Raw genomic sequence first — 12,399 nt, forward strand, 5'->3', positions numbered from 1 at the left:
GGTCCAGCTCCTCACATCCGGAAGACGCCGAAGCCACCCCGCGCGCCCTCGACCGGGGCGGTGTGGATGGCGGACAGGCACAGGGCCAGGACGGTGCGGGTGTCGCGCGGGTCGATGACGCCGTCGTCGTAGAGCCGCCCGGACAGGAACATCGGCAGCGACTCCGACTCGATCTGCTGCTCCACCATGGCCCGCAGCGCCGCGTCGGCGTCCTCGTCGTACGGCCGGCCCTTCGCGGCGGCGGACTGGCGGGCGACGATCGACAGCACCCCGGCGAGCTGCGCGGGGCCCATGACCGCGGACTTGGCACTCGGCCAGGAGAAGAGGAAGCGCGGGTCGTAGGCGCGGCCGCACATGCCGTAGTGGCCGGCGCCGTAACTCGCTCCCATCAGCACCGAGATGTGCGGTACCCGGGAGTTGGCGACCGCGTTGATCATCATGGCGCCGTGCTTGATGATGCCGCCCTGCTCGTACTCCCGGCCGACCATGTAGCCGGTGGTGTTGTGCAGGAAGAGCAGCGGGATGTCCCGCTGGTTCGCGAGCTGGATGAACTGCGCGGCCTTCTGCGACTCCGCGCTGAACAGCACCCCTTGGGCGTTGGCGAGGATGCCGACCGGATAGCCGTGCACCTCGGCCCACCCGGTGGCCAGGCTCGGCCCGTACAGCGGCTTGAACTCGTCGAACTCCGAACCGTCCACCACCCGGACCACGACCTCCCGCGGGTCGAAGGGCGTCCGCAGGTCGCCCGGCACGATGCCGAGCAGGTCCTCCTCGTCGAAGAGCGGCGGGCGGGGCTCGGGACGCGGATCGGGTCCCTGCTTGCGCCAGTTGAGCCGGGCGACCACGCGGCGGGCGGTCCGCAGCGCGTCGGGCTCGTCGAGGGCGAAGTGGTCGGCGAGGCCGGAGACGCGCGCGTGCATGTCCGCGCCGCCCAGCGACTCGTCGTCGCTCTCCTCGCCGGTGGCCATCTTCACCAGCGGCGGCCCGCCGAGGAACACCTTGGACCGCTCCTTGACCATGATCACGTGGTCCGACATGCCCGGGACGTACGCGCCGCCCGCGGTGGAGTTGCCGAACACCACGGCGACGGTGGGGATGCCGGCCGCCGACAACCGGGTCAGGTCGCGGAACAGGGCGCCGCCGGGGATGAAGATCTCCTTCTGGCTCGGCAGGTCCGCCCCGCCGGACTCGACCAGGCTGATCACCGGCAGCCGGTTGGCGGCCGCGATCTCGTTGGCCCGCAGCGCCTTCCGCAGTGTCCACGGGTTGCTCGAACCGCCCTTCACCGTGGGGTCGTTCGCGGTCACCAGGCACTCGACGCCCTCGACCACGCCGATTCCGGTGACGATCGAGGCGCCGGTCGTGAAGTCGCTGCCCCAGCCGGCGAGCGGGGAGAGTTCCAGGAACGGCGTGTCCGGGTCCAGCAGCAGCTCGATCCGCTCGCGCGCGGTCAGCTTGCCCCGACCGCGGTGCCGGGCCAGGGACTTGGGGCCGCCGCCGGCCAGCGCGTCCTGGTGGGCCGCCTCGACCTCCGCCAGCCGCTCCAGCATCACCGCCCGCCGCTCCTCGAAGCCGGCGCCGCGCAGCGCGCTCATGCCGCACCCCCGCCCGCTCCCGGTGCCCGCCCCGGGCCGGGCGGCCCCGCGAACGCCTGGGCGATCGACAGCCACGCGTCCGCGCCGGGCCCCTGCGCGCGTACCGCGGTGTCGTCACGGTGCCGTCGCCGGACGGCCAGCAGGCAGAAGTCCAGCGCGGGACCGGTCACCTTCTGGACCGCCTGCTCCGGGCCGTACGTCCACAACGCGCCGTCCGGCGAGGTCAGTTCGACGCGAAAGGGCTCCGCGGGCGGCGTCGCGCCGTGCACCGCGAAGGCGTAGTCGCGCGCCCGCACCGCGATCCTGGCCACGTGCCACAGCCGGGCGGTCGGTGCCCGCCGTACCCCGAGCGTGTCGGCGACGTCCTCGCCGTGCGCCCACGTCTCCATCAGCCGGGCGGTCGCCATCGACGCGGTGCTCATCGGCGGCCCGAACCAGGGGAACCGCGCGTCGGGCGGCGCCGTGTCGAGTGCCGCCTGGAGTTGCTCGCGTCCCGCACGCCAGCGCGCGAGCAGCGCCGACGGCGCCGTCGCCGCACCTGCCGCGGCCTGCTTGTCCACGTGCGTCTCGAACTGCACGGCGGCAAGGGCGAGTTCGACGGCGAAGCGGTCGGGGTCGCGTACGGCGAGCAGCGCCTGGTCGTCGGTCCACGCCAGGTGCGCGATCTGGTGCGCCACTGTCCACCCCACCGCCGGGGTGGTGGCGCTCCACTGCTGCGTTCCGAGCCCGGCGACCAGCCCGTCCAGCGCCTCGCTCTCCGCGCGAAGATCGTCCAGCACGGCGCGTACTGCCTGCGGATCGGCCACGGCCACTCCTCGTCGAGCCAAGCCCACGGAACTGACAGGACGGTGCGCCACCGAGGGTGGCAGGGGCGCGCGAAACAATCAACCGTGCATGCTTTTTTCCGCTCGCCAGACCTTCCGGAGATCCCCTGCCCGCCGGTCGGGGGACCACCCGCCGGTGGGGGCGTGGCGTGTGGTCCCCGCGCCCCTGGTGCGGGTGCGGCTCGTCTTCCGGGGGCAGCACCTCCAAGGGCGCGGGGACGTCAGGTCAGGCCAGACCCGTGATCGTGGACCAGTCCAGGCCCGTGCCGGAGACCGGCTTCGCCTTGCCGAAGTGGCCGCCCGCCTTGCCCGGGACGAAGTTCAGCGTGCCGTCGGCGGTCACGCCGTACATGTCGGGGAAGCCGTCGCCGTTGGCGTCACCGACCACCGTGAGCAGCGGGTACGCGGCCTTGCCGAAGCCCTTGCCGACCTTCGTCCAGCCGGACTCGGGCAGGACGGTACCGTCCGCGGTCATGGGGGCGATCCGCAGGCTGCCCGTGAGGTCGTCGCGGATCAGCAGGTCGGGCACGCCGTCACCGGTGACATCGCCCGGCGTGAGGACGGTCAGATCGGTGTATCCCGCGCCGAGATCGGTGGGGTCGCCGAAGATGAAGCCGTTGTGGCTGGGCCACTGCAGGAGATGGCCGTTCTCCACGGACATCAGGCCGCCCCACGAGGTGCCGTCGGCCGCTCCCGGCTGCACCAGCTGGGTGGCCGCCGACCAGTCGGAGCCCTGCCGCGTGACCCCGACCGTTGTTCTGCCGAGGTCACCGAGGCCGTTGTTGACGGCCTCCTCCAGTACGTGGTTCGGGGTGATCCCGAGCAGATCCTGGTAGCCGTCGTTGTTCCCGTCCCCGTTCAGGGCGATCAGGCCGGTGAAGTCGGCGGATGAGTCCTGGTGGGTCACCGCGGGCCGGAGGGTGCCGTCGCCGTTGCCGATCAGGGTGCGAAGCCTGCCGTCCGCGCCGGCGGCGATCAGGTCCGCCGTGCCGTCGCCGTTGACATCGCCGTGCCCGTCCGGTTTCGGGTCGGTCGCGACAATGAAGTCGTACCGTATCTCCTGCGACCGGTTTCCGACGCGGTCCAGGGTCTGGACCGTCAGCGAGTGGGGGCCCCAACTCGTCGGCGTGATCGTGATGTCCGCGGTTCCGTCCGCTGCGATCGGCACCGTGGAGCCGCTGTCGTCCGGGACCGTGCCCTGGTCGGTGGTGTATGTGGCCGTGACGGCGTCCGAGGAGCCGGGGCCGGTCACGGTGACGTGCACCGTGCCGGTGGTGCGGGCGTACGGACCCGGCAGGCCCGAGGTCTCCGACGGGAAGTCGGTCGAGGTGAGGACCGGCGCCGCGGGCGGTGTGTGGTCGGCGACGAAGTGGCAGGGCGCGGACCAGTCGGAGACCGCGCCGCCGCTGCCGACCGCGCGGGCCTGCCAGGTGTACGTCACCCCGTCGGTGAAGTCCTCGCTGGGCAGCGTCAGCTGGGCCTGGCTGCCGCTGACCTGGTTGCCGCCGGTGTAGTCGTAGCCGGACGCTCCGTCGCTCGGCGTCACGGAGAACTCCGTCCCCACCAGCGAGCCGTCCGTCGTCGTGGCGGTCGCCACGAACCTGACCGCGCCGAGCCCGATGGAGCCGTACGGCTCGTCACTGCCGCAGTTGTCGCCCGCCGCGCCGCCCGCCGGCGCGGGATCGGTTCCGAGAGCGGTCGGCACCGGCAGGGCGGAATCCGCGTGTGCCGTCGTCTGGACCGCGCCGGCCGCCACGACCGCGCACACCGCGGCCAGTGCCAGCCCGCGGCCGCCCAACCGCCTTGTGAACATGGACAATCGAACCCCCCAAGGTGATGAGGCCGCGCGTCTGGTGACGCGCGGCCGTGTCCATGACTGAATCTAGGGCCAGGTACGGACAACGACCGGGGGAGCCGGCAACTCGGGAGCTGCCGCGCCCTAGAGACCCAAACGGAGGAGGCGGGGACGGGCTGTCTCCGGGGCGGGTGGGTCAGCCCACGGCCAGGCCGACGATTCCGGTCAGGACGATCGCGGAGCCGATCAGGCGGCGGGCCGGGTGGGGCTCGCCCAGGACGCGCCAGCCGACGAGGCTGCCGATGACGATGCTCAACTCGCGGACCGGGGCCACCACGCTCACCGGGGTGGTCCGCATCGCGAAGAGGACGAACAGGTAGGCCAGCGGCGACAGCGCCGCGATGACCGCGATCTCCCGCCGGTGCGCGCGCCACAGCCGGGCGGCCTCCGACCTGCGGGCCAGCGCGTACGGCGTGAGCATCGCGCTCTGCAGCGCGCAACCGGCGGTGAAGTACAGGACGGGGGGTATCGCCCAGGCCCCGACGGAGCGGTCGTCCCAGAGGGTGTACCCGGCGATCGCCGCACCCGTCAGCACGCCGTAGACCACGCTGGGCGTCCGCGGCCCACCGCCCGTGGCGGCGGCCGGGCGGCTGCTGATCACGCACACGCCGAGCACGACCGCGAGGACGCCGAACAGCCCGACCAGGCCCGGGCGTTCCCCGAGCAGCGGCACGGCGACGGCGACCGAGAGCAGCGGTCCGGTGCCCCGCGCGAGCGGGTACACCACCGACATGTCGCCGACGGCGTACCCGCGTTGGAGGATGACGCCGTACCCGACGTGCAGTGCCGCCGTGCCGAGCGCCGCCACGATCCACCACGGGTGCGGCCGTACGTGCGCGACGCACAGATTCCCGATCGCGAACGGCAGCAGGAGTACGGCGGAGAGTGTGGAGTAGCACCAGACGAACACCGCCCCACCGGCGCCGACCCGTTTGGCGGCGAAGTTCCATGAGGCGTGCAGGACGGAAGCGCTCACCAGCAGGACGAGAGGAACGGCGTGCACGACACCCCCGAGGGAACTCGATTTCCCCACGACGGTAGCATCGGGAACATGGTTTCCGAACCTGGTTCCGGCCAACCCGCGGACGTCGCCTGGGGGTTGCGTGCCACGATCACCGCGCTGATGCCCGGACTGCGGCCCAGCGACGCGAAGGTGATGCGCCTGGTGCTGGAGGACCCCGCGTTCGTGCAGGCCGCGACCACCGGTGAGGTGGCTGAGCGGGCCGGGGTGTCGCCGGCCACGATCGTGCGTGCCGCCCGCGCCGCCGGGTTCGAGGGGTTCGGTGCGCTCAAGCGCGCACTGGTGAAGGACTCCGCGCTGCGGCCCGGTTCGGCGCCACCCGGGGAACTCAACGACAAGTCGACCGCGCGGGAGATCCGCGAACTGGTGCTGTCCAGCCACTCCGACACCATCGGCGCGACCCGTGCGACGGTCGACGCCGGCCAACTGGGCCGCGCCGCCGCGCTGCTGGCCGCCGCCGACTCGATCCTCGTCTTCGGGGTCGGAACGTCGGCCGCTCCCGCCGCCGACGCCGCCTACCGGTGGACCGCCATCGGCTGCAAGGCCAGTGCGCCGCACGACTCCCGCACGGCGCAACTCCAGGCCCGGCTGCTGAGCCCGCGCTCGGTGCTGGTGGTGGTCAGCCACTCCGGCCGCAGCGCGGAGACGCTCACCGTGGTCGACGCGGCGGCCAAGGCCGGTGCGAGCGTGGTGGCGATCACCAGCTTCGCCTCGTCCCCGCTCGCCGACCGGGCGAGTGCGGTGCTGGTCGCGGGGGGTCCCGACCTCGGTCTGCACATGGCCGCGTCGAGCAGCCGGCTGGCCCACCTGGCGGTGGTGGACATCCTCCATGTCGCGATCAGCCTCGCGGATCTGCCGCGGGCGCTGCACGCGCTCGGCATCGCGGCGGACATCACCGAGAGCCGCAGTCTGTAGGGACGGCCGGTTTGTGGGTGGGGCGCGCTTACATTGGGAAGGCGTCCGCCCGGCTGCGGTCAATGGTCGGTGGCCACGTCGACCGGTGCTGCGTTCGCCGGTTGCACCGTCCCCGTGTCCCAGAACGGAGCACGTCATGGCAGAGAACATCGGAACGCCGATCGGCGAACGGCTGAGGGAGGTGCGCAAGCGCCGCGGAATCAGCCAGCGTGAACTCGCCCAGGTGTCGGGTGTCTCGCTGTCCTTGATCCGGAAACTGGAACAGGGCGAGATCAAGGACACGCGCGTGGAGACGGCCCGACGGCTGGCGGTGTCCCTGCGCGTTCCCACCAGCAGGCTGGTCGCGCGCGACGATCACGCCGCCGAGTCGGTTCCGCAACCGTGGGCGCCGCTTCAACTCGCCGTGGAGGGGCCTCCGTTCCAGCCGGAGGACGAGCCGACCCTCGACGGCGTTCGCGACTGCGTCGCAGCGGTTCGAGCCGCATACTTCGACGGCCGCATGGCCGACCTCTCTGCGATCCTGGCACCTCTGCTCCGTGATGCCGATGCCCTGGGCGAAGGTGTCGGCGCGCGTGAGGTCCGTGCGCATCTGCTGCAGATCGCCGGCTCCACGCTCACTCAGGCCCGGCAGTTCGGCGCGGCCGAGACCGCTTTGGCCCGTGCCCTCGACGACGCGCCGGACCGACATCGTGCTGCCTCCATCGTCACCACCTGGTCGTGGCTGCTCGTGCGCCAAGGACGGTTGGACGACAGTCGCAGGCTTGCCGTCCGGTGGGCTGACGACCTCGAACCCCGAGTGTCGCGGGCCACTTCGGAAGACCTGGCGGCGTGGGGGTGGCTGCTTCTCCAAGTGTCGTCCGCCAGCCTGCGCGACAACCGTATGGGTGAGGCTGAGGACGCGATGCGGCTGGCGAACTCGGTGGCAGTCATGACTGGCCATGAACTTCCGTGCGGGGAAGTCCGGTTGGCGACATGGGGACCCGTGACGGTGGCCTACAAGACCGCAGAGCGCGGAATCGTGCTCGATCGGCCGGACCGGGTGCTCAAAGCGGCGGCGCAGTTGGAGGGCGTGGGCCGGCGGGTCAGTACCGAGTATCACCGGCACCGTCTGGACGTGGCGAAAGCGCACACCATGGTGCGGCAGTACGGAGAGGCGGTGACCGTCCTTTCCTCGGTGCGGCAGCAGGCACCGGAGTGGCTGGCGCAACAGCGTTATGCCCGCGACATCCTGGGCGAGGTGATCAGCAAGCGCCGGACGCTGACTGCGGAGATGCGTGAGTTGGCGGACAGCGTCGGTGTACCCATGTGACGCTCCCTGGCACTTCCTCCCGGCGGGCTTCGATAGTGCCATTGAACGCCTACGAAGAGTGCTTCTACGGTCTGATCCTGACGATCCGTCATCCGATCCAACCGGGTCCGGATGCTGCGACGAGCGCGGATGAATCGAAGGAAGGCAGGCGGGATGCGATGAGTGCTGGCAACGGACTGAACGGCGTCGGGAACCCGGACGGCCCATGGCTCTCGGCGCGAGCCGTCTACGCCTCCGAACTGGCCTCGCGGCGCGAACTCTCCGGGATGAGCCTGGTGCAACTCGCCGCCCTGTGCCGGTACGAGCAGTCGTACCTGCACCGGCTGGAACGGGGGCAGCGGCTCGGGACCGTCGAGGCCGCCGGCGCCCTGGACCGGGTCTACAAAACCGGCACGCTGCTGGTCAAGCTGTGGCACCTGGCCAAACGCGAGACCCAGGAGCGCCCGTTCCTCGGGCCCGCCGCACTGGAGGCCACCGCGAGCAGCATCCAGGAGTACGCCCCCAGCGCGGTGCCGTACCTGCTCCAGACCCCGCGCTACGCCGAGGAGCAACTGCGCGCGGGCCGCCCGCAGGGCGGGAACACGGTGACCGACGAGGTCGCCGCCCGGATCGCCCGACAAGGCATCCTCACCGGAACCACGGCCACCCCCGGAACCACCGGGGCCGCCCCCGTGCACTACCGCGGCCTGCTCGACGAAGCCGTCATCCGCCGCGAGGCCCGCGACCCCGGGACGTGGACCGGGCAACTGGAGCACCTGATCGAGACGGCGCTACTGCCCGGCGTCTCACTGCACCTCGTGCCGTTCGGCGCCGGCCCGCACCACCTGCGCGGCGCCCTGGAACTGATCTACCTCCGCGACGGCCGCACCCTCGCCTGCACGCAGAGCGGGTGGAGCTGCCACCTCGTCGAGGAACCCGAGGACGTGGAGCCGCTGCGGCTCGCCTACGACCTGCTGCGGGACACGGCGCTCACGCCCGCCGAATCCCTCGCACTGCTGCGCGCCGCGCACGAGGACCACGGCCGCCGGGCGGGCCGGGCGGGGCGAAAAACGGCAGCTCGGGGAGCGGGGGAGCCGGTAGACTCCCGGACCTGATGAGCGCCACACTCGTAGCAAAGAACCTCGCCGCCGGGCACGGCGACCGCGCCCTGTTCAGCGGGCTGGACCTGGTGGTCGCCGGCGGCGACGTCGTCGGTCTGGTCGGCGCCAACGGGGCGGGCAAGTCGACGCTGCTGCGGCTGCTCGCCGGGCTCGGCACCCCGGAGGAGGGCTCGGTGCGGCTGTCGCCTTCGACGGCCAACGTCGGGTACCTGCCGCAGGAGCCGGACCGCAGGCAGGGCGAGACCGTGCGGGAGTTCCTCGCCCGCCGTACCGGGGTCGCCGCCGCGCAGGCCGCGCTGGACACTGCCACCCAGGCCCTGGTCGACGAGGCACCCGGCGCGGACGACGCGTACGCGGAGAGCCTGGACCGCTGGCTGAACCTCGGCGGCGCCGACCTGGACGAGCGCGCCGAGGAGGCCGCCGCCTCGCTCGGCCTCGGCGTCGGCCTGGACGAGCAGATGCGCGCGCTGTCCGGCGGCCAGGCCGCCCGCGCGGGCCTCGCCTCGCTGCTGCTCAGCCGCTACGACGTGTTCCTGCTGGACGAGCCCACCAACGACCTCGACCTGGACGGCCTGGAGCGGCTGGAGAAGTTCGTCGCCGGCCTGCGCGCCGGCACCGTACTCGTCAGCCACGACCGCGAGTTCCTGGCCCGCACGGTCAACCGCGTCGTCGAACTCGACCTCGCCCAGCACCGGGTCGCGAGCTTCGGCGGCGGCTACGCGGCGTACCTGGAGGAGCGGGAGACCGCCCGGCGGCACGCCCGCGAGGAGTACGACGAGTACGCCGACACGAAGGCGGGCCTGGAGGCCCGGGCCCGGATGCAGCGCGGCTGGATGGACAAGGGCCTCCGCAACGCCGTGCGCAAGCAGCCCGACAACGACAAGATCGCCCGCAAGGCCCGCACGGAGAGCAGCGAGAAGCAGGCCGCCAAGGCTCGCCAGACCGACAAGATGATCGAACGCCTGGACGTCGTCGACGAGCCCCGCAAGGAGTGGGAGCTGCGGATGGAGATCGCCGCCGCGCCCCGCTCCGGCGCTGTGGTCGCCACCCTGCGGCAGGCCCGGGTCCGGCGCGGGAGCTTCGACTTCGGGCCGGTCGACCTCCAGATCGACTGGGCGGACCGGGTGGCGATCACCGGCGCCAACGGTTCCGGCAAGTCCACTCTGCTCGCCGCCCTCCTCGGCCGGCTGCCCCTGGACGAGGGGAACGCCGCCCTCGGGCCCGGCGTGGTGGTCGGCGAGATCGACCAGGCGCGCGGGCTCTTCCGCGGCGAGGACACCCTGCTCGACGCGTTCCGGGCGCCCGCGCCCGACCTCGACCCCGCCGACATCCGCACCCTGCTGGCCAAGTTCGGGCTGAAGGCCGGGCACGTGCTGCGCCCCGCCGCCACCCTCTCCCCGGGCGAGCGCACCCGCGCGGCCCTCGCGCTCCTCCAGGCCCGCGGCGTGAACCTGCTCGTCCTCGACGAGCCCACCAACCACCTCGACCTGCCCGCGATCGAGCAGCTGGAGTCGGCCCTCGCCTCCTACGAGGGGACCCTCCTGCTCGTGACCCACGACCGCCGCATGCTGGGCGCGGTGCACACCACCCGCCGCATCGAGGTGGCCGAGGGCCGCATCACCGAGCGCTGACCCGAGCGCCGGGCGGGCGCCTCCGCGTCATCGAGCGCTGACGCCCCGCCGCACCAGATGTCACCAGGACGGCATCATCGACTCCGGGTAGCGCGACCCGGCCGCGCCGCGCGGCAGGATCTCGTGGATCCGGGCGAGATCCCCGGCGGTGAGGTCCGCCCGCGCCGCCGCGACGTTCTCGGCCAGCCGCTGCGGGCTGCGGGTGCCGGGGATCGGCACGATGTCGTCGCCCTGCGCCAGTAGCCAGGCCAGCGCCAGCTGCGTGACCGTGATGCCCCTGGCCTCGGCGAGTTCGCGCAGCGCGCGCACCGCGGCCGCGTTCCGCTCGAAGTTGCCGGGCTGCCAGCGGTCGTCCCAGCTGCGCATGTCGTCCGCCGGGTACTCCGCGGCCGGCTTCACGACGCCGGTGAGGAAGCCCCGCCCCAGCGGGGAGTACGGCACGAAGCCGATGCCGAGTTCGCGCAGCACCGGCAGCACGTCGGCCTCCACGGCGCGCTCGAAGACGGAGTACTCGGTCTGGAGCACGGAGACCGGCTGCACGGCGTGCGCGCGCCGGATGACGTCCGGGCCGGCCTCGCTGAGGCCGAAGAACCGCACCTTGCCCTCGGCTATCAGCTCGCCGACCGTGCCGGCCACGTCCTCGATCGGGACGTCGGGGTCGACCCGGTGCTGGTACAGCACGTCGATGTGGTCGGTGCCGAGGTACCGCAGGCTGTTCTCGGTCACCTCGCGAATGTGCTCGGGCCGGCTGTCCAGCGCGGTCCCGACGTTCTGCGGGTCGCTCAGGTCGAAGCCGAACTTGGTCGCGATCACCACCTCGTCGCGGAAACCGCGTACGGCCCGGCCGACCAGTTGCTCGTTGCTGCCGGTGCCCATGCCGTAGAGCTCGGCCGTGTCGAAGAGGGTGACGCCCAGGTCATGGGCGCGCTGGATGGTCGCGAGGCCGCCGGGCTCGTCTCCCGAACCGTAGGCCATCGTCATGCCCATGGTGCCCAAGCCGATCGCCCCGACCTCCAGGCCCTGGCTGCCGAGCCTGCGCCGGGGCAGCTCCGCGGCGCCTGGGCCGCCGGAACCATTCGCGCCGTTCGAGGTGTTCGTCCCCTCCGAGTAGTTCGGGATGTTCGTGCTGCTTCCGCTGTTCTGTGCCATGCCTCCACGCTAGGGTCCGGCCGGCGCCACGGCATGGGGTACTGATCGCATATTCTTGCCCGATACTCTCAGTCACCCGGAAGGGGCTTCATGGTGGATCAGCTCGCGGCGGCCGTGGCCCGCCACAGCGAGGGCGCATGGTGCGACAGCGGGGTGCCGCGCCTCACCCTCGTCTCGCTGGACGAGCCCATCGCCCCGATGGACATGCTCTACGAGCCGATGATCTGCTTCGTCGCCGACGGCGCCAAGCACTCCAGCGCGGGCGAGCTGAGCTGGGCCACCGGGCGCGGCGAGATGTTCTTCAACTCGCAGATCATCCCGGTCACCGCCGTCTTCCAGCGGCTGCCGTACCGCTCCGCGGTGATGCGGCTGGACGGGCGGGTGCTCGCGGACCTGCTGCTCGAACTGGAGGGGGCGGCCCCGCAGCCGTCCACCGGCTCCGTCGGGCGGATCGCCGCCCCGATGACGCCCGAGATCGTCGACGCGGTCACCCGCTGGGTACGGCTGCTCGACACCCCCGGCGACATCCCCGCGCTCGCCCCCAGGATCGAGGCCGAGATCCTCTACCGGCTGCTCGGCAGCCCGCTGGGCCCGATGCTGCGCCGCTTCACCCCGGTCGAGACGGCGGCGTCCCGGGTGCGCGCCGCGGCCGCCTGGATCTGCGCGCACTATCGCGAGCCGCTCACCGTCGAGGGGATCGCCGCCATCGCGCACATGAGCACGGCCTCGCTGCACCGGCACTTCAAGGCGGCCACCGGCATGAGCCCGCTGCGCTTCCAGAAGCAGCTGCGGCTGCAGGAGGCGCGGCGCCGGCTCATCGCGGGCGATGCCACCGCGGTGCTGGTCGCGGAGGCGGTCGGCTACGTGAGCGCCACGCAGTTCACCCGCGAGTACCGGCGGATGTACGGCCTGCCCCCCGCCCGCGACGCCGCCCGGCAGCGCGAGCGGCTGACGGCGCCCCGCCCCGCCCGCCAGGGGTGAGCATCCCAGAACCGGCACC

10 protein-coding genes are annotated in these 12,399 nt (G+C 72.4%); 5 read left to right on the forward strand and 5 right to left on the reverse strand.

From position 1 onward, the window contains the following. Positions 1-11 precede the first annotated feature (11 nt). From C4U44_RS09450 to C4U44_RS09465, 4 genes are all read right to left on the reverse strand, one after another. Positions 12-1,595: an acyl-CoA carboxylase subunit beta gene (locus C4U44_RS09450; RefSeq protein ID WP_103885198.1), complete on the reverse strand. Its 1,584-nt coding sequence runs from the start codon at positions 1,593-1,595 to the stop codon at positions 12-14. Further along, the gene (locus C4U44_RS09455; RefSeq protein ID WP_103885199.1) at positions 1,592-2,401 is read right to left on the reverse strand and encodes a TIGR03084 family metal-binding protein; all 810 of its coding nucleotides are present in this window, start codon (positions 2,399-2,401) and stop codon (positions 1,592-1,594) included. The genes C4U44_RS09450 and C4U44_RS09455 overlap by 4 nt, the downstream gene beginning before the upstream one ends. Before the next feature lie 244 nt (positions 2,402-2,645). Continuing rightward, on the reverse strand, positions 2,646-4,232 hold the full coding sequence (locus tag C4U44_RS09460; protein ID WP_146088221.1) for an FG-GAP repeat domain-containing protein: 1,587 nt from the start codon (positions 4,230-4,232) through the stop codon (positions 2,646-2,648). A gap of 178 nt (positions 4,233-4,410) precedes the next feature. Then, the gene (locus tag C4U44_RS09465; protein WP_235031928.1) at positions 4,411-5,250 is read right to left on the reverse strand and encodes a DMT family transporter; all 840 of its coding nucleotides are present in this window, start codon (positions 5,248-5,250) and stop codon (positions 4,411-4,413) included. 75 nt (positions 5,251-5,325) lie between these two features. On the opposite strand from C4U44_RS09465, the gene C4U44_RS09470 reads away from it, so the two are divergent. The 4 genes from C4U44_RS09470 to C4U44_RS09485 all read left to right on the forward strand — a co-directional run bounded on the left by C4U44_RS09470 (position 5,326) and on the right by C4U44_RS09485 (position 10,250). Further along, the gene (locus C4U44_RS09470) at positions 5,326-6,210 is read left to right on the forward strand and encodes a MurR/RpiR family transcriptional regulator (RefSeq protein ID WP_103885202.1); all 885 of its coding nucleotides are present in this window, start codon (positions 5,326-5,328) and stop codon (positions 6,208-6,210) included. Between the two features lie 136 nt (positions 6,211-6,346). Beyond that, a complete protein-coding gene (locus tag C4U44_RS09475; protein WP_103885203.1) occupies positions 6,347-7,519 on the forward strand; it encodes a helix-turn-helix domain-containing protein in 1,173 nt (390 codons plus the stop codon). Between the two features lie 158 nt (positions 7,520-7,677). Next, entirely contained in the window at positions 7,678-8,613 is a 936-nt protein-coding gene (locus C4U44_RS09480; protein WP_103885204.1) for a helix-turn-helix domain-containing protein, read from the forward strand. Continuing rightward, entirely contained in the window at positions 8,613-10,250 is a 1,638-nt protein-coding gene (locus tag C4U44_RS09485; RefSeq protein ID WP_103885205.1) for an ABC-F family ATP-binding cassette domain-containing protein, read from the forward strand. Before C4U44_RS09480 ends, C4U44_RS09485 begins: the two co-directional genes overlap by 1 nt. Before the next feature lie 60 nt (positions 10,251-10,310). Here C4U44_RS09485 and C4U44_RS09490 read toward each other — a convergent pair whose 3' ends face one another. Further along, positions 10,311-11,399: an aldo/keto reductase gene (locus C4U44_RS09490; RefSeq protein WP_103885206.1), complete on the reverse strand. Its 1,089-nt coding sequence runs from the start codon at positions 11,397-11,399 to the stop codon at positions 10,311-10,313. Positions 11,400-11,489: 90 nt separating this feature from the next. On the opposite strand from C4U44_RS09490, the gene C4U44_RS09495 reads away from it, so the two are divergent. Then, positions 11,490-12,380 carry an AraC family transcriptional regulator gene (locus C4U44_RS09495; RefSeq protein WP_103885207.1) on the forward strand — a complete coding sequence of 297 codons (891 nt, stop codon included), beginning with the start codon at positions 11,490-11,492 and terminating at the stop codon, positions 12,378-12,380. Positions 12,381-12,399 lie beyond the last annotated feature (19 nt).

It is taken from the genome of Actinacidiphila yanglinensis, from assembly GCF_900107965.1.
Lineage (GTDB): Bacteria > Actinomycetota > Actinomycetes > Streptomycetales > Streptomycetaceae > Actinacidiphila > Actinacidiphila yanglinensis.